The following is a 26,101-nucleotide window of genomic DNA, read 5'->3' as shown; positions in this document are numbered from 1 at the left end:
AGCGCCGGTTTCGGCCGTGTTTCCTGCGCGTTAGGATTCGGAGAATTCGGCTACAGCGTGCGGCCGGTGGGGTCCTCCGCCGTCGGATCCACCAGCGCCAGGCCGCCCACCGGGCTGTCGTCCCAGTGGATGAGCCGCCAGCCGGCGTCGGGATCCCCTTCCAGCGCGACAATCCCGGTATTGGCGAGGACATGGCGGGCGGCGAAGCCCGCCTCCATGTCGCGGACCCGAAGGCCCGCCCAGACGCGGATCGCGGCGCCGTGGCTGACCACGGCCACCGTTCCGCCGGACGCCGCGCCTGTGCCGGGCGCTGCTGCGGCGGCGATCCGGGCGATCGAGGCATCGTAGCGTTCGAAGAACTCGTGCCCGCTGGGACCGCCGGGCATCCTGCGGTCCAGTTCCCCGTCCGCCCACCCGAACACCGTTCCCAGGTAGCGCAGGTGCGATGCCTTGTCGGTGAGCTTCTCCAGGGACCCGGCTTCGATTTCGTGCAGACCATCCAGCACCTCGATCTCCAGGCCCCGGACGCTCGAGAGCGGCGCGGCCGTGATCTGCGTGCGGATCAGCGTGGAGGCATAAAGGGAGTCGATCTGCTCATTCGCCAGCGACCGCGCCAGGGCGGCGGCCTGCCGCTCGCCGAGCTCGGTCAGCCCGGGCCCCGGGTGGGCGGTGTCCAGCTGGCCCAGGACGTTTCCGGGCGTCTGGCCGTGGCGGATGAGCAGGAGCCTCATGCGAGGTGGTCCACCAGCTTGTCCGCGATGCCGGTGTATTTGCCGGGGGTGAGCGCCAGCAGCCGGGCTTCGGCGTCCGCGGACAGGCCCAGGCTCTGGACAAACTCCTGCATCCTGGCGGCGTCAACGCGCTGCCCGCGGGTCAGGTCCTTGAGCCGCTCGTACGGGTTTTCCATGCCTTCGACGCCGGCGATGGCCTCCGCGCGCATGACCATCTGGATGGCCTCGCCCAGGACTTCCCAGTTGGTGTCGAGGTCCGCGGCCAGCACGTCCTCCGCGACCTTGAGCCGGTCCAGTCCCTTGGCGACGTTGGAGATGGCGAGCAGCGAGTGGCCGAACGCGACGCCGATGTTGCGCTGCGAGGAGGAGTCGGTGAGGTCGCGCTGCCAGCGGGAGGTGACCAGGGTGGAGCCCAGGACGTCCAGCAGGCCGGAGGAGATCTCCAGGTTGGCCTCGGCGTTTTCGAAGCGGATCGGGTTCACCTTGTGCGGCATGGTGGAGGAGCCGGTGGCGCCCGCGACCGGGATCTGCACGAAGTAGCCGATCGAGATGTAGCTCCAGATGTCGGTGCAGACGTTGTGCAGGATCCGGTTGAACCGCGCGACGTCGGCGTACAGTTCCGCCTGCCAGTCGTGGCTTTCGATCTGCGTGGTCAGCGGGTTCCAGCTCAGGCCCAGGCCTTCAACGAAGCCCTGGGCGACCTGCTCCCAGTCGGCGCCGGGGACGGAAGCCACATGCGCGGCGTAGGTGCCGGTGGCGCCGTTGATCTTGCCGAGGTATTCGGTGCGGGCGATGCGGTCCAGCTGGCGGGTCAGGCGGTGCGCGATGACGGCCAGTTCCTTGCCGAGCGTGGTGGGGGTGGCCGGCTGGCCGTGTGTGCGGGAGAGCATCGGCACGGCCCGGTTGGCTTCCGCCATCGCGCTGATCTGCGCGACGAGCTTGCGGGCGGCGGGGAGCCAGACATCCTCCACGGCGCCCTTGATGCCCAGGGCGTAGGAGAGGTTGTTGATGTCCTCGGATGTGCAGCCGAAGTGCACCAATGCGGTCAGGTGTTCGATGCCGATGCCGGGCAGGCGGCGGCCGATGTAGTACTCGACGGCTTTGACGTCGTGCACGGTGACGGCTTCGATGTCGGCCAGTTCGGCGACCGAGCCGGCGTCGAACTCGGTGACGATGGCGCGGAGTTTGTCCTGCTGCTCCGCGGTCAGCGGTCCGGCGCCGGGCAGCACATTGTTGCCGGTGAGGTGGATGAGCCATTCGACCTCGACGGCGACCCGGTCGCGGTTGAGGGCGGCCTCCGAGAGGTAGTCGACCAGCGGCGCGACGGCGGACTGGTACCGGCCGTCCAGCGGGCCGAGCGCGATCTGTTCTGCGGACGCGGCGAGGGCCAGGCGTCCGGACGGCGTACGGGTGTCAGCTGTGGCGGCAGTTTCAGGCATGTCCCGATTCTTTCACGAAGTCCCGCCGGGCCTTAAGTGCGCTGATCCATGTGACTTCGGGACGGGTTTGTACCCCGTTCCCCGAGCGGTGCCCTGCCGGGTTGTCCACATGGGGAAGCGGGGTACTTCAGCCTGCGCGGCAGGGGCCCTAGCGTCGGTGGTATGACCACCGGAGTAGCCAGTATCAGCGCCGCCGCAAGAAGCTCGACCGGCAGCACCGGCACGGGCAGTGGCGGAACGGCCGGTGGCGGAACGGCCGGGGCCGTATTGGCATCCGACGCCGCGGCGTGCGCATCGCGGAGCTACGAGGTCCAGCAGTTGGCTGCCCGGGTGGCCGCCTGTGCGGACAACGCCGACGCCGTGTTGGCCCGGCTGGCCAGCGTGGAAATGGGGAACTGGCAGTCCCCGGCGGGCCGGGCTTACCGGACTGCCCTGTCCCTGCAAGCCGCATCCCTGCGCCGCAGCCGGACGGCCCTGCAGGAGGCTGTCACCCTGGTCCTTCGGCATGCCCAGAACGTGGTGCAGTCCCCGGGCCGGCCGGGCTGATGGCGGAAGCCACGCCGGCGGGCTCCGGTGCTGCGCCCGTTCCAGTCCCGGCCGTGGACGGGATGTTGCGGATCCGGGGCGGAGTGGGCGGACTCAGTTTTCAGTTCGAGGAATTGCTCGCCGGGGCATCCGCACTGGACGGGATCGTGCGGGAGCTGGCGGCCGTGGACGAGGAGGCGGAAGCCGTGCGCCGCGCCCTGTTTGCGTACCAGTACGACTCGTACACCAGCGGCAGCACTGCGATTATCGCCGTCGGGGAGGCGGCCCGGGACGTCCGTCGCGTCCGGATGGAACTCGAGGGCCTGGTCAGCGCAGTCCGGGCGAGTCACCGGGAGTACGAGTTCGCGGAAGCGCGGAACGCGTTGGTTCTGCGGATCGGCCGGACCGGCCCGGCGTACGGGCCGCTGTGGGGGCTGTTCGGCCTGCCTCCGGTGACGCTGCGCGACACCGTCGAGGACGAGGTAGGGATGGCGCCGGCAAGGCTGGCGCTGTTGCTCGGGCTGCCTCCCGGCCAGACCGCGGCAGGAGGGCCCGACGGCGGCGTGAGGGGCGCGGTCCGCGGGCTGGCGGACGCTCCGGGCCTGGAGTTCCTGCGCCCGCGGCCGGTCCGGATCATCGGCAAGGAAACCTGGAGCGAGGAGGTCGACGTCTCAACGGCCGGGCTGCTGCTGCGCGCCGAAGCCGTCGGCCGGGACAGCGGGGATATCGAGGTCCTGGGGCTGGGGGAGCCCGGCAGCCGCGCCTGGGTGGTGGTTATCCCGGGAACGCAGTTGGACGGATTGCCGCAGGGCACCAACCCCTTCGACGCCGGCGGCATCGCAGAGGGCCTCGGCTACGACTCGGCCGAGACCGCCGCGGCCGTCCGCCGGGCGCTGGCGGAAGCCGGCGCCGAGGCGGGGGACCAGGTGGCCGCCGTCGGATACAGCCAGGGCGGCATCCATGCCATGAACCTGGGCCGGGACAAGGCGTTCCTGGCCGACTACAACCTGAAGTTCGTGCTGACCGCGGGGTCCCCGGTGGGCGGAATCGAGCCGGCGGGCGGCATCGGCAGCCTGCACCTGGAGCATGAAGCGGACTGGGTGCCCGGGGCGGACGGACTGCCCAACCCGGACACAAAGGACCGCGTGACTGTCACTTTGACCGGTCCGATCCCCGGACCGGAATGGCTGGGGCCGGGCCTGGGTCCCGGCCACGCCATGGGACGGTACGCAGACGGCGCCCGGGACGTCGTGGCAAGCCGGGATCCATCCCTGGCGGCGTCGACCGCCGCGCTAGCTGCCGTGGTCGGGGCTGGCGGCACGGCTACCGTGACGCGGTTTTCCCTGCGGCGTGAAGCGATGCCGCCGGGGCGGGGAGGGCCCGAAGCACCGGGCCCACGGCGGAGTCCGGGCGGGACACCCGCGGACCGCACGCAGAAGTCTGTGGGGTAGCCCGGGTGGGTATCGTCCCTGTGCCTGGCGTTCGACGGGCCTAGCGATCGACCGCGGGAAGAAAGCTCGCCACGAGAGACACGGCGCTGATAATGAGGGCCGCCAACACCGCGGTCCAGAAGAAACTGTCAATCGTGAAATGCACGGTGGTGTAGCTGCTGATCCAGGACGTCAGGTACAGCATGCCGGCGTTGATGACCACCGTGAAGAGGCCCAGGGTGAGGATGGTGATCGGCAGCGACAACAGGCTGACGATGGGTTTGACGAAGGCATTGACGAGGCCGAAGATCAGGCCGATGAACAAGTAGCCCAGGATGATGCTCATGGTGCCATTGCCCGCAGTGGTTATATCCAGGCCGGTGAGGATCCAGCACGCGATTGCCAGGGCCAGCCCGTTGATGATGACGCGAACGATGAATGAGCGCATGGGGCAATGCTGTCATATCCCCACCGGCAGCGGCAGGGACCATGTCCCCCTATTCCGGCCGACTACGGCGGGGCGGTCCCGAAGTAGGCTGGTTGGCATGACTTCATCAGAGAACACGGCCGGGGGCATCCGGCCCCGCCCGGTGGTAGACCTTCTTCCCCGCTACGCGGCCGGCAAGCCGCCCGTCCCCGTCGAGGGCCTGGCCAGCTACAAGCTTTCCTCCAACGAAAACCCGCTCCCCCCGATCCCTGCAGTGCAGCAGGCCATCGCGGCGCAGACCGACTTCAACCGCTACCCGGATCCGCTGAGCAGCAGGCTGCGCGGAAAGCTGGCCGAGTTCCTGGACGTCCCCGCCGAGGACATCGTCACCGGCGCCGGAAGCCTCGGGGCACTCAACCAGCTGTTGACCACCTTTGCCGGGCAGAACGACGACGGCAAGCCCGACGAGGTCATCTACGCGTGGCGCTCCTTCGAGGCATACCCGATCTGCGTCGGGCTGGCGGGCGCCGAGAGTGTCCGGATCCCGCTGACCGGCGACGGCCGCCACGACCTCGACGCCATGGCCGAAGCCGTGACCGCGCGCACCCGGATGATCCTGCTGTGCACCCCCAACAACCCCACCGGTCCGATCCTCACCACCGAGGAAACGGAGGGCTTCATCCAGCGGGTCCCCTCCGACGTCGTGGTGGTCATCGACGAGGCGTACCAGGAGTTCGTCCGCGACGAGCACGCCGTCGACGGCATCGAAATGTACCGGAAGTACCCCAACGTTGTTGTCCTGCGGACCTTCTCGAAGGCCCACGGCCTTGCCGGGCTGCGGGTCGGCTACAGCGTTTCCCAGCCCGACCTCACGCAGCACCTGCGCGTCGCAGCCACGCCCTTCGCCGTTTCCCAGATCGCCGAGACCGCGGCCGTGACGTCGCTGGAGCACTTCGGCGAGGTTGTAGAAAGGGTACAAAGCCTCGTGGACGAACGGGACCGTGTCACCGCCGGGCTGCGGGACCTGGGCTGGTTCGTGCCCGAGGCCCAGGGCAACTTCGTGTGGCTCAACCTCGGCGCCGACAGCGCGGAATTCGCCGCCCTTGCAGGGGAGCGGGCCCTGTCCGTGCGCGCCTTCGCCAACGAGGGGGTACGGGTCAGCATCGGCGAAACCGAAGCCAACACCCGCTTCCTGGAACTCTGTGCGATCTATACAAAAGCGCCGCGGCGTTCCTAGCGCTTAACATGACGGCCGCGGCCGCCTCGCTGCGGCTAAAGTAGGGACGAGTAAGCCAAAATATATGCCGGACCGGGAATGTATAACCGGTCCGGCATATATCCCAGCGATTGCGGCGCATTCGGATGCGGCAAGCAAGGAGACGGTATGGGCGCCACACATCTGCCCTCTACCGAGTTCGACGGAACCGACATAGAGGACCAGCGCGAGGCGGAAGCCGAAGCCCGCATGGGCGATCCCGCCGAGCCGATGGTGCAGCTCCTTGCTCCCGACGGCACGCTCGGCTCCGATCCCGTTTTCTCGGAATACGCCGAGCGGCTCGACCCGGCGAAACTGCGCGGTTTCTACGCCGACATGGCGAAAATCCGCCGCTTCGACGTGGAGGCAACCGCCCTGCAGCGGCAGGGCCAGCTGGCCTTGTGGGTCCCGCTCACCGGGCAGGAAGCCGCCCAGATCGGCTCCGGCCGTGCCAGCCAGCCGCAGGACTATATCTTTCCGACCTACCGCGAGCACGGCGTCGCGCTGACCCGCAACGTGGACCTGGCCGAGCTGCTGCGCCAGTTCCGCGGAGTCTCCAACGGCGGCTGGAACCCCAAGGACACCAACTTCCACCTCTACACCTTGGTCCTCGCCGCCCAGACCCCGCATGCCGTCGGGTACGCCATGGGCATCCAGCGCGACCAGAAGTTCGCCGCGTCCGCCGCAGTTGCCGACGGAACAGCCGGCCGGACGGCGGAGCCCAAGGCTGCCGTGATGGTCTACTTCGGCGACGGGGCCAGCTCCGAAGGCGACGTCCATGAGTCCATGGTGTTCGCCTCCTCCTACAAGGCCCCCGTGGTGTTCTTCTGCCAGAACAACCACTGGGCGATCTCCGTCCCCAGTTCCGTGCAGACGCGCATCCCGCTCGCCAACCGCGCCAAGGGATACGGTTTCCCCGGAATCCGGGTGGACGGCAACGACGTGATCGCCGTCCACGCCGTCACCGAGTGGGCGCTGGAACGTGCCCGCCAGGGCGAGGGACCCGTGCTGATCGAGGCCTTCACCTACCGCGTCGGCGCGCACACCACGGCCGACGATCCCACCAAGTACCGGGAATCCGCCGAGGAAGGCCGCTGGCGGGCCAAGGATCCGCTGGAGCGCCTCGAGAAGTACCTCCGCGCCGAAGGTCTCGCCGACGACGCCTTCTTCGAACAGGTCAGGGCCGACGGCGACGAACTCGCCGCCTATGTCCGCAAGACCACCCACGATCTGGAGACTCCGGACATCCGGACGGCCTTCGCCAACACCTACGTTGAGGCCCACCCGCTCGTTGCCGAGGAGCTGGCCTGGTTCGAGGAGTACAGCGCAGGATTCGCCGACGAGACGGAACCTGCCGACACGGAGGCGGCCAACTGATGACCACCATGACCATTGCCAAGGCCATCAACGAAGGCCTGCGCGCAACCCTGACCAACAACCCCCGTGCCCTGCTGATGGGCGAGGACATCGGACCCCTGGGCGGTGTCTACCGGGTCACCGACGGCCTCATCGCCGAGTTCGGCGCCGACCGCGTCGTCGATACCCCGCTGGCGGAGTCCGGCATCATCGGCACCGCGATCGGACTGTCCCTGCGCGGCTACCTCCCCGTCTGCGAGATCCAGTTCGACGGCTTCGTGTTCCCGGGCTTCAACCAGATCACCACCCAACTGGCCAAAATGCACTCCCGCAGCAACGGCAACCTGACCGTGCCGGTGGTCATCCGGATCCCGTACGGCGGCGGAATCGGCTCGATCGAACACCACTCGGAGTCCCCGGAAGCGCTGTTCGCGCACACCGCCGGCCTGCGCATCATCACCCCGTCCAACCCGCACGACGCCTACTGGATGATCCAGCAGGCCGTCGACTGCCAGGACCCCGTGATCGTCTTCGAGCCGAAGCGCCGCTACTGGCTGAAGGGCGAGGTGGACACGGAAGCCCCCGGACACTCCGCGGACCCGTTCAAGGCGCACGTGCTCCGCGAAGGCACCGACGCCACTGTGGTGGTCTACGGCCCGCTGGTACCGGTGGCCCTGGCCGCGGCCAACGCCGCTGCCGAGGACGGCCACAGCGTCGAGGTGATCGACCTGCGTTCCATCTCGCCGATCGACTTCGACACCGTCACCGAATCCGTCAAAAAGACCGGCCGGCTGATTGTGGCCCACGAGGCCCCGACCTTCGGAGGAATCGGCGGCGAAATCGCTGCCCGGATCAGCGAGCGTGCCTTCCACTCACTCGAGGCGCCCGTCATCCGCGTCGGCGGCTTCCACATGCCCTACCCGGTGGCGAAGGTGGAGGAAGACTACCTCCCGGACATCGACCGCCTCCTTGAGGCACTGGACCGTGCTTTTTCCTACTGACCGGCCCTTTCCTGCTGACGCCCCCGTACTGAGACGCCTCCCAAATCAAGGACACCATGACTCTCCATAAGTTCAACCTCCCCGACGTGGGCGAGGGGCTGACCGAGGCCGAAATCGTCTCCTGGAAGGTCAAGGCGGGCGACACTGTGGCCGTCAATGACGTCATCTGTGAGATCGAGACTGCCAAGTCCCTCGTCGAACTGCCGTCCCCGTTTGCCGGAACCGTCACGGAACTGCTGGTCAAGGAGGGCGTGACAGTCGACGTCGGAACCCCCATCATCAGCGTGAGCGACGCAGCGCCCTCCGGCGCCACCCCCGCCGCCCCCGCCGCCCCGGCTGCCGCCGTCGAGCCCGCTACTGCGCCGGTTGAGGCACCCATGTACGGGAAGCTGGAAGCGGACACGCCCGACGCCGGGGAATCCGCCGGGCGCCCGGCCGGCGGTCCGCTGGTCGGTTCGGGCCCCAAGGCCGACGCTGTCAAGCGCCGCCGTCGGGTCGCCGCCCCGGCGGCGAAGCCTGCGGCCGGGACCGGCCCGGTCGCCGCTCCCGTCCCGCCGGCCGAGCCGGTGGAGGCGCACGACATCCGGATCAGCCCGGAATCCGTCGCCCACGCGGAGCGCCCGGCAGCCGCGGAGAGCATCGACCTGCGCCCCACCCTCGGCGGCGCCATCAGCGGCCTCGTCAGCAGGGTCCTGGCCAAGCCGCCCGTGCGGAAGATCGCCCGCGACCTCGGCATCGACCTGTCGGACGTCATCCCCACCGGCGCCCGCGGCGAAGTGACCCGCGAGGACCTGGTCAGCTACCAGGCCCAGCGCGACGCGGAGGTGGACAAGGCGGACAGCTTCTGGGGCAAGACCGGACGGCCGCAGGAACAGCGGATCGAACGGATCCCGGTCAAGGGCGTCCGCAAAGCCACCGCGAGGGCCATGGTCGAGTCGGCCTTCGCCGCCCCGCACGTGAGCATCTTCGTCGACGTCGACGCCAGCCGGACCATGGAGTTCGTCAAGCGGCTCAAGGCCTCCCGCGATTTCGAAGGCATCAAGGTTTCGCCGCTGCTGATCCTCGCCAAGGCGGTGATTTGGGCCGCGGCCCGCAACCCCAGCGTCAACGCGACCTGGGTGGACGACCCGGACGGCGCCGACTCCGCCGAGATCCATGTCAAGCACTACATGAACCTCGGGATCGCTGCGGCAACGCCCCGCGGCCTGATGGTCCCGAACATCAAGAACGCCCAGGATCTCTCGCTCAAGGAGCTGGCGCTGGCCTTGAACGACCTCGCCACCACCGCCAGGGCAGGCAAGACCCAGCCCGCCCAGATGCAGGGCGGCACCCTGACCGTCACCAACATCGGCGCCCTCGGGATCGATACCGGCACGCCGATCATCAACCCGGGCGAGGTCGCCATCGTGGCCTTCGGCACCATCAAGCAGAAGCCCTGGGTCCTCGACGGCGAAGTGATTCCGCGCTGGATCACCACCCTCGGCGGCTCCTTCGACCACCGCGTGGTGGACGGCGACCTCTCGGCACGGTTCATGGCCGACGTCGCGTCGATCCTGGAAGAGCCAGCGCTGCTCCTGGACTGATCCGCGGGCCCGGGCTGGCTGCTCGGCCCTCGGCCCGTCGGCAACGCTCCTGCCCAGTTACCTCGGCCCTGCCCACCCGGCGCCCGCGCATTTCCGCGGCGCGCCGGGGCTGGAACGCTTACCCGCGGCCGGTAACCGGGCAGGAACGTCGCGAGGTCCGCTAATTTGATATGCAAAACGTCCCAATAGCTTCCAAATAGATATTTCCCCTTACTAATAGGTCCTCCTAAGCTGATCTGAGCACGGCATTTCGCCTGCTCCGAGCTGCCCGGGAGCTTCAATGGAGACGCGCCACCTCAAGTACTTCATTGCCGTGGCCGAGGAACGCCATTTCGGCCGCGCGGCCCAGCGGCTGCACATGGCCCAGCCGCCGCTGTCCCAGCAGATCAGGCAGCTCGAGGAACAGCTCGGCACGCCCCTGCTGCTGCGCACCACCCGCAAGGTTGACCTCACGCCTGCCGGGCAGGTCCTCCTGGACAGGGGGCGGCTGCTGCTCCAGGAACTCGAGTCTCTCGAGGAGGACGTCAAGCAGGTCGGCGCCGGCGCCACCGGCGTCATCCGCGTCGGCTTCACCGGGACCGCCACCTACCGGCTCATGCCCAGCATCGTCCAGGCCGCCCGCCGCGCCCTTCCTGGCCTCCGCATCACCGTTCAAGGCGAGATGCTGACACCACAAATGGAGTCCGCGCTGGAGGAGGGCCGGATCGACGTCGCTGTCCTCCGGCCGCCGGTCCGTTCCGGAGATGTCGCGCTCAAACTGCTGGAACAAGATCAGCTTGTTGCCGCCCTCCCGGCCGATTCACCGCTGGCTGACACTGGGATCCTCGAGCTGGCCGACCTCGCCGGCCAGGACTTCATCGGCTATCCAAGCTACTCCGCCGTCAGCAGCATCGTGGTGGACGCCTGCCGCAAGGCCGGGTTCCAGCCCCGGCTTGTCCAGGAAGCGAGGGAGACCTCGACCCTCCTCTCGCTCGTTGCCGCCGGGATGGGGATCGCCCTGGTGCCAATGACGTCCAGGATGTTCTCCTTCCAGGGCGTGGTGTTCCGCCCGCTGCGCAATCCGCCGCCGGTCGACCTCGCGGTCGCGTGGAACCGCAACACCGAAACGCCCCTCCTGCGCAGTTTCCTGCAACTTTTCGACTCCCTGCCCACAGCCGCGCCAAAGGAACCCAGCCGTGAAAATTGAACGTATTGAGGCCATCCCGTACTCGATTCCCTACGCGCGCCCGCTGAAGTTCGCCAGCGGTGAGGTGACCTCCGCGGACCACGTGCTGGTCCGGATCTACACGGATACCGGCATCTGTGGTGTCGCCGACACCCCGCCGCGGCCCTACACGTACGGCGAAACCCAGGACTCGATCGTCTCGGTGGTGACCAAGGTCTTTGCCCCGCAGCTCGTCGGGCTTGATCCACTGGACCGCTCAAAGGTCCAGCAGCTGCTCCGCCGCACGGTCAATAACCCCACGGCCAAGGGCGCCCTGGACATCGCGCTCTGGGATGTTATCGGAATCTCCTTGGGCACGCCGGTGCACAAACTGCTGGGCGGCTTCACGGACAGCATGCGGGTCTCCCACATGCTTGGCTTCAAGCCCGCCGCCGATCTCCTCGAAGAAGCGCTCCGCTTCCGCGAAACGTACGGCATCAACACGTTCAAGCTGAAGACCGGGCGGCGGCCGCTCTCCCTCGACGTGGAGGCCTGCCATGTCCTGCGGGAGGGGCTCGGAACGGACACAGAGATTTACCTCGATGCCAACCGCGGCTGGACGGCGAATGAGGCCGTGGAGGTCCTCCGCCGGACCGAGGGCCTTGGCCTGTCCATGCTGGAGGAACCGTGCGACGCCGGAGAGGCCCTGGGCCGCCGCCGGCTGGTGCAGAACTCGAGCATCCCGATTGTGGGCGACGAAAGTGTTCCCACCCTGGGCGACGTCTCCCGGGAGCTGCTTTCAGGTGGCAGCAACGCGATCTGCATCAAGACCGCGCGCAGCGGTTTCACCGAAGCCCAGCAGATCCTCGGCCTCTGTGAGGGGCTCGGTGTGGACGTCACCATGGGCAACCAGATCGACACCCAGGTCGGCAGCCTCGCCACGGTCACCTTTGGCGCGGCATTCGAGGCCACCTCCCGGCGTGCAGGGGAACTCTCCAACTACCTGGACATGACCGACGACCTCCTCGCCGAACCGCTGAAGATCGCCGACGGCGCCATCCGGGTCCGTGAGGTCCCCGGCGTCGGCGCGGCCATCGACGCCGACAAACTGCGAAAGTACCGCCAGGACTAAGCCGTTCTGCCCGTATCCTTTCCTCCGATTTTCCGACACCGCAAGGAGAACCACATGCTGTACCTGGTCCGCATGGACGTCAACATTCCGCTGGACATGCCCAAGGAGCGCGCAGACGCCATCAAGGCGGAGGAACGGGAGTACTCCCAGCAGCTTCAGCGCGACGGACGCTGGGCTCATTTGTGGCGGGTCGTGGGCGAGTACTCCAATTACTCGGTGTTCGACGTCGCGGACAACGACGAGTTGCACACCCTGCTCTCCGGACTGCCGCTCTTCCCGTTCATGGACATCAAGGTGACGCCGCTCGCCAAGCACCCGTCCGCCGTCGAATAGGCCCCGCCGGATTCATATCCAAAAGCTTTCAATGAGAGCGAAATAGGTATTTCCCCCCGATCAATTCCGGGCCTACCGTGGAATCAACACCGGATGTGATCCACCGCACGACGCGCAGTCCGTCGCCCATCGACAAGCGTTTTTACCATCGTTCTTTTGACAAGGGAGTCACCATGACCACGGAAACCGAAGCCACAGCAGCCTCCTCGGGCGCGGGGGCAACTGCCCGCTTCCGGGAGAACAAGAAGATCGCCGCCAGCGCCGGCCAGGAGCGGGTCAGCATCCTCGCCGGCCGGGTCATCAAGGCAATCAACGACACCGTCCTGGACGAGAAAGTCACCTACGACGAGTACAACGCCTTCAAAGCCTGGCTCATCCAGGTCGGCGAGGACGGCGAGTGGCCGCTGTTCCTGGACGTCTGGGTGGAACACTCCGTCGAGGAAGTAGCCAACTCCAGCCGCCACGGCTCCAAGGGCAGCATCGAAGGGCCCTACTACATCCCGGACGCCCCCTCGCTCAACACCCCGGCCACCCTGCCCATGCGCGACGACGAACCCGGCACTCCGCTGCTTTTCCAGGGCCAGGTCACGAACGTCGACGGCGAGCCGCTCGCCGGGGCCCTGATCGAGCTGTGGCACGCGGATGACCTCGGCTTCTACTCCCAGTTCGCCCCCGGACTGCCCGAATGGAACCTCCGCGGTTCCATCACCGCCGACGCCCAGGGCAACTTCCAGATCAACACCATGCAGCCCGCGCCGTACCAGATCCCCACCGACGGGGCGTGCGGGGCCCTCATCGCGGCCGCCGGCTGGCACGCATGGCGGCCCGCCCACCTGCACCTGAAGGTCTCCGCCCCCGAGCACCAGCTCATCACCACCCAGCTCTACTTCGAAGGCGACGAACACGTGGCCGACGATATCGCCTCGGCCGTGAAGCCTGAACTCGTCCTCGCGCCCACTGAGCGGGCGGACGGCAAGGGTCGCGAAGTCACTTACAACTTCGTTCTCGACCCCCAGGACTAAGCCCCTTTCCCGATCCCGGGGCCGGAATCTTCCTGCCCTGGGGTCGACCCAGATTCATTCCCAACACCCGCCGCGATGCCCCCTGCCCAAAATGCAGTTGCCGCAGCCGCACGGATCCCGGATCAGTCGGGCCAGAACATTTACACGAAAGTGAGTTACCGGTGACTAAACTCGCCTATAACGTCCAGGACGTTATCGACAACACGCCCATGGGATTCAAACGATGGTCCATCGTCGTCCTCTGTTTCGTGATCGCATTGCTGGACGGATTCGACACGCAGTCCATCGCATTCATCGGTCCGGCGATCGCCGAAGACTTTGGCTTGAAGGCCACTGACATGACCTGGGTGATCACCGCCAGCACTGTTGGCATGTGCGTGGGCGCCATGTCCCTTGGCACGTTCGGGGATCGAATCGGTCGCAAGAAAACCATCCTGCTCGCCCTTGCACTTTTTGGCGTGTTCTCCCTTGCTGGCGCCTTCGCTCAATCGCTGGAGCAGATTGTCATTCTGCGCTTCCTCATTGGCCTCGGCATGGGCGGCGCCACGCCTGCCCTGCTGGCTTTGACGGCAGAGTACAGCCCCAAATCGCGACGCGGCACGTTCATGACATTGGTGCTGCTGGGCCTGCCTGGCGGCGCGCTGCTCGGCGGGCTTGTGGCAGCGGCCTGGCTCCCCGTCTTGGGCTGGCGCGGAATATTCCTGGTCGGAGGCGTGCTGCCCCTGATCATGGTCCTGATCTGCATGAGGATGCTCTCCGAGTCGCCGGTCTTCCTGGCAGCCAAGGGCACGCCCGCAGCCGACGCAGAGGCGCGCCAGATCATGGCGGCGGTCTCCGGCGGCCCGGTCAGCCCGGACGCCGTACTGACGACAAATGACAAAGCCGAGGAGCGCAGTTCCGTTGCAGCACTCTTCTCAGCCAAGTACCGGATGGTTACCATCGCAGTCTTTGCCACCTACCTGCTCAACTGGATCGCGTGGTTCCTGCTGCTGCTTTGGATGCCCACCGCACTCAAGATGTTGGGGCTGGCAGGCTCCCAGGCCGCCATGGGGACCGTGACCGTCAACGGCGCGTTCATCCTCTTTGCTATCCCGCTGTCCATCATCCTGCCCAAGGTAAACCCCCGGAACCTGCTGCTGGTCATGTTTGGCGCGGGAATCCTCATCGCGATTGGACTTGGATTGGCCGGCTCCAACTTTGCGCTGGTGTTCGTGTTGATCGGGCTGGCCGGCTTCGGCATTGGCGGCCAGCAGTTGGCCCTGAATTACCTGATCGCCAACGCCTACCCCACTCAACTTCGTGCCACGGCTACCGGCTGGGGAATCGGCATTGGCCGTCTTGGTTCCATCGTGGGCTCAGCCCTCGGCGGGGTCATCCTTACGGGACTGGGCGTCTCCGGATACTTCATGGCTCTCGCTGTTCCGCTGGTCCTCGCCGGGCTGGCCACTCTCCTGGTGCGAAGCCAGGCTGTCCAGGCCGAGCCTGCACCGACGGCGACGCCACTGGAACGTGAAGCCGTCAGCTAGCGCGGGCAGGAGACCGACGGGAAGTGCCCGCCGCAGCGGTAGCGGGGTATGCGCGGCGGGCACCTGCCAGCCATGAATTGGCAGCAACTGACAAGCAAGGACACACAGCAATGCGTTTTACCAACAAGGTTGTAGTAGTTACAGGTGCCGCCCAAGGGATCGGCGCAGTCGTCGCCCGGAAGATTGCCGCCGAGGGCGGCAGTGTGGTGCTGGCGGACCGGTCTGAGCTGGTCACGGAGGTGTGTGCCGAGCTGATTGCCGGTGGTGCTCCCGCCCGGTATTTCCTTTGCAATCTGGAAACTTATGCGGGCGCCGCGGACCTGATGGCCTTTGCGCTGGCGGAGTTTGGACGGATCGACATCCTGATTAACAATGTTGGCGGCACGATCTGGGCCAAGCCCTTCGAGCACTATCAGGAAGACGAAATCGAGGCCGAAGTGCGGCGCTCCCTTTTCCCCACATTGTGGTGCTGCCGTGCCGTGCTGCCGCACATGGTCGAGCGGACGGCCGGGGTCATCGTGAACGTCTCCTCGATAGCCACGCGCAGCATCAACCGCGTGCCGTACGCGGCGGCAAAGGGCGGGGTTAACGCGCTGACCGCGTCACTGGCCTTCGAAGCCGCTTCGCACGGAATCCGCGTAGTGGCGACGGCGCCCGGCGGCACAGCGGCCCCGCCGCGCAAGGTGCCCCGCAATCCCAACGCGCAGTCGGACCGGGAAGCGATTTGGTATCGGCAGATCGTCGACCAGACCACCGAAAGCACCCTGTTCAAGCGGTACGGCACCCTTGACGAGCAAGCCGCCCCGATCTTGTTTATGGCCTCTGACGACGCCAGTTACATCACTGGTGTTGTCCTGCCGGTGGGCGGAGGGGACCTCGGATAACTCCGCCCGGTCCGAAGAAACAGCAGGAAGGAGATATCGATGACGCAGGACGTCATGGGAAGCATCGAAAAGCGGGAATTGCGCCAGGTATTCGGCACGTTCGCTACAGGTGTCACCGTAGTCACCACCCGGACGGACGACGGCGTTCCGCACGGCGCCACGGTCAACGCCTTCGCGGCGGTTTCCCTCGACCCGCCGCTTGCCCAGGTCACGCTGACCCGGGCCTCGCGCGCCGCAGGGTATCTGGAGGGTGCCCCGTTCGCCATCAACATCCTCTCCCTCGAACAAGTCGATGCGGCCCGGCACTTTGCCGGCAAAGTCGTCGACGCGGAACCGGAATGGACTCTGGACGGCAACGTACCGGTGCTGGCCGGGAATGCCGCCACGCTTGAGTGCCGGCCCTGGAACATCTACGACGGCGGCGACCACATCATCGTTGTCGGTGAGGTCATTGCCATGGAGATCACCCAGCGGGAACCGCTCGTGTTCTTCGGCGGTGAGCTCCGCACGATGGGACGCCCCGTCGGGGGAGCCCGGTGGCATCACACCGAAGATGACTCCGAATCGGGCTGGTTCGCGGGATCCAACTCCTTCACGCCGCTGCATGCCCCAAAGTCCCCCTAGCCTGCCGGGTCGTGCAGGGTTGTCATAGCCCGGCCGCGACGCTCGTGCCCGGTTACCTCGGCCCTGCCCGCTTGGCGCCCGCGCAATTCCGCGGTGCGACCAGGCTGACACGCCTGCCCGCGGCCACCGGGCGCGGAGACCCGCGTCAACGGCCGGTCCTGTCCACGGCGGCACTGTCCTGTCCACGCAGGCGCGGCGGCACTAGAGTGGCACCAGCCCCCGCCAGCCCGGCGGACGCGGATCAAAGGAGATGTTGCGTGTTTTCCAGCCCGTTCCCCGATGTGGAAATTCCCGATGTCAGCCTCTACGACTACCTCTTTGGCGGCCTGGAGGAGGCGGACCTGGACCGGATCGCCGTCGTCGACGGCACGAGTGGTGCGGAGACCAGCTACCGGACGCTGGTGGGGCAGATCGACGCCGTCGCCGGAGCCGTGGCGGCCCAGGGGCTGGGTGTCCACGGCGTCGCGGCGATGCTTTGCCCCAATATCCCGGCCTTTGCTGTGGTTTTCCACGGGCTCCTGCGCGCCGGCGCGACGGTCACCACCGTCAACTCCCTGTACACGGCGGACGAGATCGCCCTCCAGCTCGCCGACGCCGGCGCGGAGTGGTTGTTCACCGTCTCGGCCCTGCTCCCCGCAGCCCAGGAAGCCGCCGCCCGGGCCGGGATCCCGGCCGGCAGGCTCGTCGTCCTCGACGGCGCCGCCGGCCACCCGTCGCTGCGGGACCTGCTGACCTCCGGTGCGCCGGTACCGGACGTCAGCTTCGACCCCTCCACCCACGTGGCCGTGCTGCCGTACTCCTCCGGGACCACCGGCCGGCCCAAAGGCGTGATGCTCAGCCACCGGAACCTTGTGGCGAACGCGGAGCAGTCCCGCGGGCTGCTCAAAGTCACCCCGGAGGACCGCCTGCTGGCACTGCTGCCGTTCTTCCACATCTACGGGCTGACCGTGCTGCTGAACCTCGCCCTGCGCCAGCGTGCCTGCCTGGTCACGATGCCGAAGTTCGAGCTGGCCGAGTTCCTGCGGATCATCCAGGACCAGAAGTGCAGCTACCTGTTCATCGCACCGCCGGTGGCCGTGGCCCTGGCCAAGCACCCGATGGTGGCCGAGTACGACCTCAGCTCCGTGCACACCACGCTGTCCGGGGCGGCGCCGCTCGACGGCGAACTGGGCGGCAGGCTGGCCGAACGCCTGGGCTGCCGCGTCCTGCAGGGTTACGGCATGACGGAGATGAGCCCGGTGTCCCACCTGATTCCGGTGGACGCCGCGGACCTGCCCGTCAGCTCGGTCGGCTACACCGTTCCCAACATGGACTGCCGGCTGCTGGATCCCGCCACCGGGGACGAGATTGAGGTCCCGGCGGAGGGCACCAGCGCGCCCGGCCACCTGCTCTGCCGGGGACCCAACGTGATGCTCGGCTACCTCAACCGGCCCGGGGAAACGGCGGACACCCTCGACGCCGACGGCTTCCTGCACACCGGGGACATCGCCACCGTGAGCGCCGGCGGCGTGGTTACGATCGTCGACCGGCTCAAGGAACTGATCAAGTACAAGGGCTACCAGATCGCTCCGGCGGAGCTGGAGGCGCTGCTGCTGACACACCCCGGCATCGCGGATGCCGCGGTGATCGGAACGCCCGACGCCGACGGCCAGGAAGTGCCGATGGCGTTCGTGGTGCTCCAGCCCGCGGACGGCGGCGAGCCGCTCGACGAGGCCGCGGTGATGGACTACGTGGCTGCCAAGGTGGCGCCCTTCAAGAAGATCCGCCGGTTGGAGTTCATCGACGCCGTGCCGAAGTCCGCTTCCGGCAAGATCCTGCGCCGGATGCTAAAGACCGCAGGGGCGGCAGCCGGGTAGGCACGGAACCGCCCCTAGGCACCGCCGGGCCGCCGGCGCTGCCTAGCTGGACGAGTCGGTCTTGGCGATGTAAACGTCGCAGGGTGCGTTGTGGGCGACGGAGTTGGCAACGCTTCCCAGCACGCGGCCCAGTCCCTGCATCCGCCGGTTGCCGACCACGATCAGCTGGGCACCGGAGCGGGCGGCTTCGTCGATCAGGGCCTCGGCGGGTTTGCCGCGGGCGGCCGCGTACGTGACATGGAGCGCCGGGGTACGGAGGCTGTCGGCGACGCTTCGGGCGACCTTCTCCGCGTCACCGGCGTCGGAGACGATCCACTTGTCGCTGCCGCTGCCGTAGACCTCGGTCCGGTCGCTGTCGAAGGCGCTGACCACGTGAAGAGTGGCCCCCAGCGAAGCGGCCAGGTCACGGGCGGTGTGCGCGGCCTTCAGGGCAGTCTCGCTGCCATCAACACCGACAACAACAATTCCGGTCATGAATTACTCCTTGAGGTCAACGAACGGCTGGCCATACACCAATAACTCAGGCTACAGGGCGGCGATGGCTTCCCGCAGGACCGGTGCCAGCCGGCGGACTCCCTCGCGGATGGACTCCGGCGGGACGGCGCTGAACGCCAGCCGGATCTTGTTGGAGGGGTCGTCGGAATGCGTGAATGCCGCGCCCGGAATGAAGACCACCCCGGCGTCGATTGCCTTCGTCAGCAGCGGGTAGGTGTCCACGCCCTCGGGCAGGGTGACCCAGACGAAGAAGCCCCCTTTCGGCCGGGTCCAGCTCAGGCCCTCCGGCATGTACTCGTCGAGGGCGGCCAGCATCGCATCGCAGCGTTCCTTGTACAGCCCCCGGTACGTCTCGATCTGGCCGCGCCAGTCGTAGTCGCGGAGGTAGGCGGAGACCAGCATCTGGTTGAGGGTGGGCGGGCAGAGGGTGACCGCCTCCGAAGCCAGGTAGTAGCGGCGCTGGAGGTGTGCCGGGACGAGGGCCCAGCCGATCCGCAGGCCCGGCGCGAAGATCTTTGAGAAGGACCCCATGTAGATCACGTCGTCCGGATTGTCCGCCCGCAGCGGGGTGAGGGGCTTGCCGTCGAACCGGAGCAGTCCGTAGGGGTTGTCCTCCAGAACCAAGATATTCGCATTGCGGCATATATCCACGACCTGCTGCCGCCGCTCCGCCGACAGGGTGATGCCGGAGGGGTTGTTGAAGCTCGGGATCGTATACAGGAATTTGATGCTCCTGCCGGCCGTCTGCAGTGCGGCGATCTTGGCCTCGAGGAGGTCCGGGACAATGCCGTCCTCGTCCATCGGCACGGTGGCGACCTCCACCTGATAGGCCTCAAAGGTGTTGAGGGCACCGACGTACGTGGGATCCTCGACCAGCACCACGTCGCCGGGGTTACAGAAGACCTTGGTCGCAACATCCTGGGCGGACTGTGAACCCGCGGTGATCACCACGTTTTCCGGTTTGGCGTCCAGGATCCCTTCGGCGGCCATGACTTCGCAGATCTGGGTCCGGAGCTCCTCGGTGCCCTGCCCGCCGCCGTATTGCAGGGCGGTCATGCCCTGTTCGGCGACGATCTTCGCGGCGGTCTGGCCGAGCCGTTCCAGCGGCAGGGACTGGAGGTACGGGCTTCCGCCGGCCAGCGACACGAGGCCTGGGCGCATCGAGATGTCGAAGACATCGCGGACTGCCGACTGCTTGATGTTTGCTGCGCGCTCCGAGAACAGGTTCTCGTGGCGGTGGGCGGACGTAGCCGCACGTTCGATAGCGTCAATTGCCTCGGCCGGAAGTACTTCTACGGCGGCATCAAGTGTTTCGTGGGTCACATCTCCCAGAATACAACCCTTGTTGCTGCGGGGGAAACTTTTGTTTCCCAGCAGCTTTTTTCGCTGCGGAAACGGACAGCCGCTACGTGGAACCACGTAGCGGCTGTCTGAAATCGGCGCGAGATCGCCGGGAACTAGGCTGCGGAAGCCGTGCGGGATTCTTCCAGCGCGACGAAGACGCCCTTGATCTGCTCCACGACCTCGACGTCGTCCTTCGGGTGAACCTCGGCGAAGCGGACCATGGAACCGGGGACGGCCAGCTTGACGTCCTCAAGGACCTGGGCGCCGGCGATGCCGACGGCCTTGCGGGCCTCATCCTGGGCCCAAACGCCGCCGAACTGGCCGAAGGCGGTGCCAACGACGGCGGTCGGCTTGCCGTTGAGGGCGCCTGCGCCGAAGGGGCGTGACAGCCAGTCGATGGCGTTCTTTAGCGAGGCCGGGACCGTGCCGTTGTGCTCCGGCGTGACCAGGAGCAGGGTGTCGGCGTCGTTCGCGGCGGCGCGCAGGGCGGCTGCGGCGGCCGGGACCTGGCCCTCGACGTCGATGTCCTCGTTGTAGAACGGGATGTTGCCGAGGCTGTCGTGGATGAGCACCTCGACCTGCTCCGGCGCGTTCAGCTGGATGGCTTCGGCGAGCTTCTGGTTGGTGGAGCCGGCGCGCAGGCTGCCGACCAGGGTGAGTACGGTGTTCTTGGACATGTGAACTCCTGGGTGTCGCGCCGCGGATGGTCCTGCGGCTGGCTGGACATGGAGGCCATTGCCGGCCTTCACAGATCAAAACGGACTGCGGTCCGGTTCTATTCCCCGGGACTAGAATGTGCGGTGTGAGCCTCATCCCAATCCGACCGGGCCTGGAGCCTGAGCGCCGCGACGCCGCACGGAACCGCGAGCTGCTGCTGCTGGCTGCCCGCGAGCTCATCGAGGAATGCGGCGCGGACGGGCTGACCATGGGCACGCTGGCGCAGCGGGCCGGCGTGGGCAAGGGGACGGTGTTCCGGCGGTTCGGCAGCCGGGCGGGGCTCATGATGACCCTGTTGAGCGACGCCGAGGCCCAGTTCCAGGGACGTTTTATGTTCGGCCCGCCGCCGCTCGGCCCCGGCGCCCCGCCGCTGGAGAGGCTCATCGCGTTTGGCGAGGAGCGCATGGCCTGGGTGCTCGAATACGGCGAGCTGGCCAGGGCCGCGGACGTGTCGGCCTACAACCGGTTCGACGTGCCGGCGGCCGTGCTCTGGCACCGGCACCTGGAGATGCTGCTGCGGGAGGCTGGTGTCACAACGGACCCCTGGCTGATGGCCACCTCATTGAGTGCGGTCCTGGAGCCGGAGCGGATCCTGCATGCCGTCCGCGTCCACCACATCGACCCGCAGCGCCTCGTCGCGTCCTGGGGCGAGCTCGTCTCGCGCGTAGTGCGCGGCGCCTAGGCCGATCCGGCCGCCGGTGGCGCCCCACCTAATCCATTCCCCGGAATTATTCATAACGATCTGATACCTGACTCGCGGAATGCCGGGGAGTGCGGCATTCGGCGGCGGTGTCCATGTGATAGTTTCCTCTGGAATGTGACCTGCAACATAGTCCACAAGGACTCGCCGAAAGGCCTGCAGGCGGCCAGATACCCGCTGGCCCAGATCCCGGATCGGCGGCGGTAATCCCCTGCCGGATGGGGACTACGGAAGGATCAAGTAGTGAATCTTGTCAAGAATCCTGCGTGCGTCGAGGCTGCTTCAGCCGGTCCGGCCGCGGCAGGCACCGCACAGGCAACGGCGATCCAGAACTAGTCATCCCATGCTCCGATACCTCGCCAAGCGCGCCATCACGTACGTCTTCATGATCTTCCTGACCACCACAGCCGGGTACTTCCTGGCTGTGAACACGCTGCAGCCCGCGCTGCTGGAGCAGGAGCGGATCCCGCGGCCCACCCCCGAGCAGGTGGCCAACTCCTTCCGGCTCAAGGGCCTCGATCCCGAGCTCAGCCCGTGGGAACGCTACGTCGATTGGCTCACGGCAATCGTCACCCGCTGGGACTGGGGACGCAGCCCCAACGGCGCGTTCATCAACGCCGAATTCGGCGACCGGGTCTGGATCTCCACCCGGCTGTTCATTGCATCCATCATCCTGACCCTGATCATCGGCATCGCCCTGGGCGTCTACACGGCGGCGCGGCAGTACAAGGCCTCGGACCGGGTCATCACCTCCTACAGCTACCTCGTGTACATTGTGCCCGCACCGATCGCCTACTTCCTGGTGCAGCTCGGTGCCATCAACATCAACGAGACGGTCGGCGAACGTATCTTCTTTGTCACCGGGATCTCCACACCGGGGCTCGACGGCGACGGCTGGGCGCAATTCATCGACATGCTGGCGCACTACGCGGTGCCGACCTTCGCCATCACGATCGTGGGCTGGGGGGCCTACCAGATCGCCCAGCGCCAATACCTCCTGGACAACGTCAACGCCGACTTCGTCCGGACCGCGCGCGCCAAGGGGCTGACCCGCAACCAGGCCATCAGCCGCCACGCCCTGCGCGTTTCCTTCATCCCCGTGGCGCAGAGCATCGCCTTCACCATCCCGGCCATCTTTGCCGGCGGCTTCTTCGCCGAGAAGATCTTCGCCTGGCACGGTGTCGGGTCCTGGAGCATCGACGCGATCGCCCTGCAGGACGTCAACGCCGCGACGGCGACCCTCGCCTACGGCTCCGTGATCTTCGCGATCGGCGCGATCCTCGCTGACTTCGCCACCACCCTGGTCGACCCGAGAGTGCGGGTGCAGTAACCATGACAAACCTCAACACCATCGACCCGGCCGCCGTCGCCGGCGAGGCCAAGATCGAGAACAACGACGTCGTCATCGCGAAGTCCTCGATCATCCTCCGCCGCTTCCTGCGCAACAAGACAGCCGTCGTCGGCCTGGTCGTCTTCCTGGCGCTGACCCTGTTCTCCTTCGTGGGCGGCTTCTTCACCAGCTGGGACAAGGAGACGATCGACCCGTTCAACATCGGCATGCCGCCATCGGCCGAGCACCTGCTGGGCACCTCCCAGGCCGGAATCGACCTCTACGCCCTCACGGTCGAAGGCACCCGGATCTCGATCCTGATCGGCCTCGTCGTCGGCCTCGTCTCGGTCCTGATCGCCGCCGTCTACGGCTGCACCATGGCCTACTTCGGCGGGAAGGTGGACAAGGTCATGTTGTTCGTCCTCGAAGCCCTGATCATGATGCCGGCCCTGCTGGTGGTCGCCGTGGCCACGAGCGGCGGCGGCGACGGCCTGCAAAAGAGCCTGCCCAGCTGGCTGCTGCTGATCATCGTCCTGCTCGTCTTCAGCTGGATGGGCACCGCCCGCCTCATCCGCTCGCTCTCGATGTCCCTGATGTCGCGCGACTTCGTCAAGGCGGCCCAGTACATGGGCATCCCGCCGAGGCGCATCGTCTGGCGGCACCTCGTCCCGAACATCGGCTCGCTTCTGGTCCTCGACATCACCCGCGGCATCACCGGCGCGATCCTGGCCGAGGTGGCGTTCTCCTTCATCGGCATCGGCATCAAGGTCCCGGATGTCAGCCTGGGTGTGCTGATCGGCCAGGCCACCTCCCAGGTGTCCACCTTCCCGTGGATGTTCTGGGTCCCGCTGACCGTCATGTTCCTGCTGACCGGTTCGCTCGCCATGATGAACGACGGCCTGCGGGACGCATTCGACCCGAGCTCCAGCTCCGTCGGCAGCGCCAAGAAGAAGGGCCGGCCCGGCAAGACACAGAGGAGTGCCGCATGAGCCACGAAATGACCGCCAGCCCCGCACCTTCCGGGCTGTCCGCCGCCGATCTCTCCACCGCTGAGCGCCTGCACGTCGCCGGGCTCCACGCCCCCACCGACGCCGTGCTCTCCGTCCGGGACCTGAACGTCCGCTTCAACACGGAGAACGGCGTGGTGCACGCTGTCCGCGGCATCGACTTCGACCTCCGCGCCGGCAAGACGCTGGGCATCGTCGGGGAGTCTGGGTCCGGCAAATCCGTCACCTCCCTGGCCATCCTTGGCCTCCTCCCCCCGACGGCCGAGATCACCGGAGCGGTCCGGCTCCAGGGCAAGGAACTCCTGGGCCTCAGCGACAAGGCCATGTGCCAGCACCGCGGCAACGACATCGCCATGGTCTTCCAGGATCCGCTGTCCTCCCTGACCCCGGTCTACACGGTGGGCACCCAGATCATCGAGGCGCTCACCGTCCACAACCCCACGATGAGCAAGCAGGCCAAGGAGGCGCGCGCCGCCGAACTGCTCGGCATGGTGGGCATCCCCAGCCCGAAAGACCGGCTCAAGGCCTTCCCGCACGAGTTCTCCGGCGGCATGCGCCAGCGTGTCATGATCGCCATCGCGATCGCCAACAACCCGCGCGTGCTGATCGCCGATGAACCGACGACGGCGCTCGACGTCACCATCCAGGCGCAGGTCCTCGAGGTGCTGCACACCGCGCAGGAGGAGACCGGCGCCGCCGTCGTGGTGATCACCCACGACCTGGGCGTGGTGGCCGGCATGGCCGACGACATCATGGTGATGTACGCCGGCAAGCCGGTGGAGACCGGCAGCGTCGACGACATCTACTACAACCCGCGGATGCCCTACACGATGGGTCTGCTCGGTGCTGTGCCTCGGGTCGACGTGGCAGAGAAGTCCTCGCTGGTGCCGATCGAGGGCATCCCGCCGAACCTCATCCACACCCCCACGGGTTGCTCCTTCGCGCCGCGCTGCCCGCTGGTCAGCGACGCCTGCCTCCAGGGCGAACCGGAGCTGTGGCCCGTCGCCGGGGACAACCTCGACGGCGGCCTGCCGCACCGGGCCGCCTGCATCAAGACCGACTCCCTCGGCCTGGAAGTGGACGTCCGCGAAATCTTCAAGGCCCCGGCGGTGCCGGTGTCGCGCTTTGACGCGATCCCCCGCGCGGAACGCCGGACCGTGCTGGAGCTCCGGGACGTGAAGAAGCACTTCCCGCTGCTGAAGGGTGCCCTGATCAAGCGCCGGATCGGCACCGTCAAGGCGGTGGACGGGCTGAGCTTCGACATCCGCGAGGGCGAGTGCTTCTCGATCGTCGGCGAGTCAGGCTGCGGCAAGACCACCACCCTGCTGGAAATCATGGAGTTCCACAAGGACCAGGACGGCGAGGTGGTCATCGGCGGCCTTAGCAACAAGGAAGCCTCGGACGCCAGGACCAAGAGCGCCATGCGCAAGGAACTCCAGATGGTGTTCCAGGACCCCACCGGCGCCCTCGATCCGCGCTTCACCGTCTTTGAGGTGCTGTCCGAGCCGCTCGAGAACGCGGGCATGGCCAAGCCCCAGATCCGGAAGCGGATCATGGAACTGATGGAGCTCGTGGGCCTCCAGCCGGACCACGTGAACCGCTWCCCCMACSAGTTCTCSGGCGGCCAGCGCCAGCGCATCGGCATGGCCCGCGCCCTCGCCGTGAACCCCAAACTCGTGGTCCTCGACGAGCCTGTGTCCGCCCTGGACGTGTCCGTCCAGGCCGGCGTGATCAACCTCCTGGACCAGCTCCGCGCGGAACTCGGGCTGAGCTACCTGATGGTGGCCCACGACCTGTCCGTGGTGCGGCACATCTCCAACCGGGTGGCCGTGATGTACCTGGGCAAGATCGTGGAGATCGGGGACGTGGACAGCGTCTTCGACAACCCGCGCCACCCGTACACACGGGCCCTGCTCTCCGCGATTCCCGTCCCGGACCCTGTCCTGGAACGCACCCGCGAACGCATCATCCTGCAGGGCGACCTGCCCTCGCCGCTCGAGGCGCCCAAGGGCTGCAACTTCGCAACCCGCTGCCCCGTCTTCGCGGCCTTGCCGCCGGCCCGGCAGGAGAAATGCCTGACCCAGGAGCCGTTGCTGGAAACAGCGGCGTCCACCACACAGGCCCCCGGCCGCCGGGCCGCACCGGCGGCCCCCACAGACCAGCAATTCGCCTGTTTCTACCCGGACGGCGAACTGGACGCGGACATGCTCGTTGTCCACGAAACCACCTGACCTACCAGT

Annotated in this window: 24 protein-coding genes; 18 read left to right on the top strand and 6 right to left on the bottom strand. The window is 67.1% G+C overall.

Translation table 11 applies throughout. The features are described from left to right. Nucleotides 1-50: 50 nt before the first annotated feature. Entirely contained in the window at nt 51-731 is a 681-nt protein-coding gene (locus tag AB4Y67_RS07955) for a histidine phosphatase family protein (protein ID WP_441405240.1), read from the bottom strand. Continuing rightward, nucleotides 728-2,170: an adenylosuccinate lyase gene (purB, locus tag AB4Y67_RS07950; RefSeq protein WP_441405239.1), complete on the bottom strand. Its 1,443-nt coding sequence runs from the start codon at nt 2,168-2,170 to the stop codon at nt 728-730. The genes AB4Y67_RS07955 and purB overlap by 4 nt, the downstream gene beginning before the upstream one ends. A gap of 162 nt (nt 2,171-2,332) precedes the next feature. Between purB and AB4Y67_RS07945 the strand changes: the two genes are divergently transcribed. Continuing rightward, entirely contained in the window at nt 2,333-2,716 is a 384-nt protein-coding gene (locus tag AB4Y67_RS07945) for a hypothetical protein (RefSeq protein WP_441405238.1), read from the top strand. A gap of 62 nt (nt 2,717-2,778) precedes the next feature. Next, nucleotides 2,779-4,146: a hypothetical protein gene (locus AB4Y67_RS07940; RefSeq protein ID WP_441405281.1), complete on the top strand. Its 1,368-nt coding sequence runs from the start codon at nt 2,779-2,781 to the stop codon at nt 4,144-4,146. 40 nt (nt 4,147-4,186) lie between these two features. Here the strand turns inward: AB4Y67_RS07940 and AB4Y67_RS07935 are convergent, their stop codons facing one another. After that, a complete protein-coding gene (locus AB4Y67_RS07935) occupies nt 4,187-4,573 on the bottom strand; it encodes a phage holin family protein (RefSeq protein WP_441405237.1) in 387 nt (128 codons plus the stop codon). 97 nt (nt 4,574-4,670) lie between these two features. Here AB4Y67_RS07935 and AB4Y67_RS07930 point away from each other — a divergent pair, with 97 nt between their 5' ends. The 12 genes from AB4Y67_RS07930 to AB4Y67_RS07875 all read left to right on the top strand — a co-directional run bounded on the left by AB4Y67_RS07930 (nt 4,671) and on the right by AB4Y67_RS07875 (nt 18,268). Continuing rightward, nucleotides 4,671-5,789 (top strand): histidinol-phosphate transaminase, encoded by a 1,119-nt coding sequence (locus AB4Y67_RS07930; protein ID WP_441405236.1) that lies wholly within the window; start codon nt 4,671-4,673, stop codon nt 5,787-5,789. A gap of 147 nt (nt 5,790-5,936) precedes the next feature. After that, complete coding sequence (gene pdhA / locus AB4Y67_RS07925) at nt 5,937-7,184, top strand: pyruvate dehydrogenase (acetyl-transferring) E1 component subunit alpha (protein WP_441405235.1); 1,248 nt, start codon at nt 5,937-5,939, stop codon at nt 7,182-7,184. Beyond that, on the top strand, nt 7,184-8,164 hold the full coding sequence (locus AB4Y67_RS07920) for an alpha-ketoacid dehydrogenase subunit beta (protein ID WP_441405234.1): 981 nt from the start codon (nt 7,184-7,186) through the stop codon (nt 8,162-8,164). The genes pdhA and AB4Y67_RS07920 overlap by 1 nt, the downstream gene beginning before the upstream one ends. Before the next feature lie 56 nt (nt 8,165-8,220). Beyond that, entirely contained in the window at nt 8,221-9,747 is a 1,527-nt protein-coding gene (locus AB4Y67_RS07915; protein WP_441405233.1) for a dihydrolipoamide acetyltransferase family protein, read from the top strand. 280 nt (nt 9,748-10,027) lie between these two features. Further along, complete coding sequence (locus tag AB4Y67_RS07910) at nt 10,028-10,933, top strand: LysR substrate-binding domain-containing protein (RefSeq protein ID WP_441405232.1); 906 nt, start codon at nt 10,028-10,030, stop codon at nt 10,931-10,933. Next, nucleotides 10,923-12,023: a mandelate racemase/muconate lactonizing enzyme family protein gene (locus tag AB4Y67_RS07905; protein WP_441405231.1), complete on the top strand. Its 1,101-nt coding sequence runs from the start codon at nt 10,923-10,925 to the stop codon at nt 12,021-12,023. Before AB4Y67_RS07910 ends, AB4Y67_RS07905 begins: the two co-directional genes overlap by 11 nt. 54 nt (nt 12,024-12,077) lie before the next feature. Continuing rightward, nucleotides 12,078-12,356, top strand: a complete 279-nt coding sequence (gene catC, locus AB4Y67_RS07900; RefSeq protein WP_056429033.1) for a muconolactone Delta-isomerase — start codon at nt 12,078-12,080, stop codon at nt 12,354-12,356. A gap of 173 nt (nt 12,357-12,529) precedes the next feature. Beyond that, nucleotides 12,530-13,378 (top strand): catechol 1,2-dioxygenase, encoded by an 849-nt coding sequence (gene catA, locus AB4Y67_RS07895; protein WP_441405230.1) that lies wholly within the window; start codon nt 12,530-12,532, stop codon nt 13,376-13,378. 161 nt (nt 13,379-13,539) lie between these two features. Beyond that, nucleotides 13,540-14,904, top strand: a complete 1,365-nt coding sequence (locus AB4Y67_RS07890) for an MFS transporter (RefSeq protein WP_441405229.1) — start codon at nt 13,540-13,542, stop codon at nt 14,902-14,904. Nucleotides 14,905-15,014: 110 nt separating this feature from the next. Continuing rightward, a complete protein-coding gene (locus AB4Y67_RS07885; protein WP_441405228.1) occupies nt 15,015-15,788 on the top strand; it encodes a 1,6-dihydroxycyclohexa-2,4-diene-1-carboxylate dehydrogenase in 774 nt (257 codons plus the stop codon). Between the two features lie 39 nt (nt 15,789-15,827). Beyond that, the gene (locus AB4Y67_RS07880) at nt 15,828-16,412 is read left to right on the top strand and encodes a flavin reductase family protein (protein WP_441405227.1); all 585 of its coding nucleotides are present in this window, start codon (nt 15,828-15,830) and stop codon (nt 16,410-16,412) included. A gap of 257 nt (nt 16,413-16,669) precedes the next feature. Beyond that, nucleotides 16,670-18,268: an AMP-binding protein gene (locus AB4Y67_RS07875; RefSeq protein WP_441405226.1), complete on the top strand. Its 1,599-nt coding sequence runs from the start codon at nt 16,670-16,672 to the stop codon at nt 18,266-18,268. A gap of 42 nt (nt 18,269-18,310) precedes the next feature. Here the strand turns inward: AB4Y67_RS07875 and AB4Y67_RS07870 are convergent, their stop codons facing one another. The 3 genes from AB4Y67_RS07870 to AB4Y67_RS07860 all read right to left on the bottom strand — a co-directional run bounded on the left by AB4Y67_RS07870 (nt 18,311) and on the right by AB4Y67_RS07860 (nt 20,784). Next, nucleotides 18,311-18,742: a universal stress protein gene (locus AB4Y67_RS07870; protein ID WP_441405225.1), complete on the bottom strand. Its 432-nt coding sequence runs from the start codon at nt 18,740-18,742 to the stop codon at nt 18,311-18,313. A gap of 51 nt (nt 18,743-18,793) precedes the next feature. After that, nucleotides 18,794-20,086 (bottom strand): aminotransferase-like domain-containing protein, encoded by a 1,293-nt coding sequence (locus AB4Y67_RS07865; protein ID WP_441405224.1) that lies wholly within the window; start codon nt 20,084-20,086, stop codon nt 18,794-18,796. Between the two features lie 134 nt (nt 20,087-20,220). After that, nucleotides 20,221-20,784, bottom strand: a complete 564-nt coding sequence (locus tag AB4Y67_RS07860) for an NAD(P)H-dependent oxidoreductase (protein ID WP_441405223.1) — start codon at nt 20,782-20,784, stop codon at nt 20,221-20,223. Between the two features lie 125 nt (nt 20,785-20,909). Here AB4Y67_RS07860 and AB4Y67_RS07855 point away from each other — a divergent pair, with 125 nt between their 5' ends. The 4 genes from AB4Y67_RS07855 (at nt 20,910) to AB4Y67_RS07840 (ending at nt 26,092) form a co-directional block, all read left to right on the top strand. After that, nucleotides 20,910-21,506 carry a TetR/AcrR family transcriptional regulator gene (locus AB4Y67_RS07855; RefSeq protein ID WP_441405222.1) on the top strand — a complete coding sequence of 199 codons (597 nt, stop codon included), beginning with the start codon at nt 20,910-20,912 and terminating at the stop codon, nt 21,504-21,506. Nucleotides 21,507-21,867: 361 nt separating this feature from the next. After that, nucleotides 21,868-22,854 carry an ABC transporter permease gene (locus AB4Y67_RS07850; protein ID WP_441405221.1) on the top strand — a complete coding sequence of 329 codons (987 nt, stop codon included), beginning with the start codon at nt 21,868-21,870 and terminating at the stop codon, nt 22,852-22,854. A gap of 2 nt (nt 22,855-22,856) precedes the next feature. Beyond that, nucleotides 22,857-23,843 carry an ABC transporter permease gene (locus AB4Y67_RS07845; RefSeq protein ID WP_441405220.1) on the top strand — a complete coding sequence of 329 codons (987 nt, stop codon included), beginning with the start codon at nt 22,857-22,859 and terminating at the stop codon, nt 23,841-23,843. After that, nucleotides 23,840-26,092, top strand: a complete 2,253-nt coding sequence (locus AB4Y67_RS07840) for a dipeptide ABC transporter ATP-binding protein (protein ID WP_441405219.1) — start codon at nt 23,840-23,842, stop codon at nt 26,090-26,092. Before AB4Y67_RS07845 ends, AB4Y67_RS07840 begins: the two co-directional genes overlap by 4 nt. Nucleotides 26,093-26,101: the final 9 nt, after the last annotated feature.

Origin of the sequence: Arthrobacter sp. YAF17 (assembly GCF_052113365.1) — a bacterium.
GTDB lineage: Bacteria > Actinomycetota > Actinomycetes > Actinomycetales > Micrococcaceae > Arthrobacter.
This window is presented reverse-complemented; position numbering and strand designations above follow the sequence as displayed.

What these genes read in the sequence shown, in the direction of transcription:
- AB4Y67_RS07955 (WP_441405240.1), bottom strand. Translation starts at nt 731, where the DNA reads ATGAGGCTCCTGCTCATCCGCCACGGCCAGACGCCCGGAAACGTCCTG.
- purB (WP_441405239.1), bottom strand. Translation starts at nt 2,170, where the DNA reads ATGCCTGAAACTGCCGCCACAGCTGACACCCGTACGCCGTCCGGACGC.
- AB4Y67_RS07945 (WP_441405238.1), top strand. Translation starts at nt 2,333, where the DNA reads ATGACCACCGGAGTAGCCAGTATCAGCGCCGCCGCAAGAAGCTCGACC.
- AB4Y67_RS07940 (WP_441405281.1), top strand. Translation starts at nt 2,779, where the DNA reads ATGTTGCGGATCCGGGGCGGAGTGGGCGGACTCAGTTTTCAGTTCGAG.
- AB4Y67_RS07935 (WP_441405237.1), bottom strand. Translation starts at nt 4,573, where the DNA reads ATGCGCTCATTCATCGTTCGCGTCATCATCAACGGGCTGGCCCTGGCA.
- AB4Y67_RS07930 (WP_441405236.1), top strand. Translation starts at nt 4,671, where the DNA reads ATGACTTCATCAGAGAACACGGCCGGGGGCATCCGGCCCCGCCCGGTG.
- pdhA (WP_441405235.1), top strand. Translation starts at nt 5,937, where the DNA reads ATGGGCGCCACACATCTGCCCTCTACCGAGTTCGACGGAACCGACATA.
- AB4Y67_RS07920 (WP_441405234.1), top strand. Translation starts at nt 7,184, where the DNA reads ATGACCACCATGACCATTGCCAAGGCCATCAACGAAGGCCTGCGCGCA.
- AB4Y67_RS07915 (WP_441405233.1), top strand. Translation starts at nt 8,221, where the DNA reads ATGACTCTCCATAAGTTCAACCTCCCCGACGTGGGCGAGGGGCTGACC.
- AB4Y67_RS07910 (WP_441405232.1), top strand. Translation starts at nt 10,028, where the DNA reads ATGGAGACGCGCCACCTCAAGTACTTCATTGCCGTGGCCGAGGAACGC.
- catC (WP_056429033.1), top strand. Translation starts at nt 12,078, where the DNA reads ATGCTGTACCTGGTCCGCATGGACGTCAACATTCCGCTGGACATGCCC.
- catA (WP_441405230.1), top strand. Translation starts at nt 12,530, where the DNA reads ATGACCACGGAAACCGAAGCCACAGCAGCCTCCTCGGGCGCGGGGGCA.
- AB4Y67_RS07885 (WP_441405228.1), top strand. Translation starts at nt 15,015, where the DNA reads ATGCGTTTTACCAACAAGGTTGTAGTAGTTACAGGTGCCGCCCAAGGG.
- AB4Y67_RS07880 (WP_441405227.1), top strand. Translation starts at nt 15,828, where the DNA reads ATGACGCAGGACGTCATGGGAAGCATCGAAAAGCGGGAATTGCGCCAG.
- AB4Y67_RS07870 (WP_441405225.1), bottom strand. Translation starts at nt 18,742, where the DNA reads ATGACCGGAATTGTTGTTGTCGGTGTTGATGGCAGCGAGACTGCCCTG.
- AB4Y67_RS07860 (WP_441405223.1), bottom strand. Translation starts at nt 20,784, where the DNA reads ATGTCCAAGAACACCGTACTCACCCTGGTCGGCAGCCTGCGCGCCGGC.
- AB4Y67_RS07850 (WP_441405221.1), top strand. Translation starts at nt 21,868, where the DNA reads ATGCTCCGATACCTCGCCAAGCGCGCCATCACGTACGTCTTCATGATC.
- AB4Y67_RS07845 (WP_441405220.1), top strand. Translation starts at nt 22,857, where the DNA reads ATGACAAACCTCAACACCATCGACCCGGCCGCCGTCGCCGGCGAGGCC.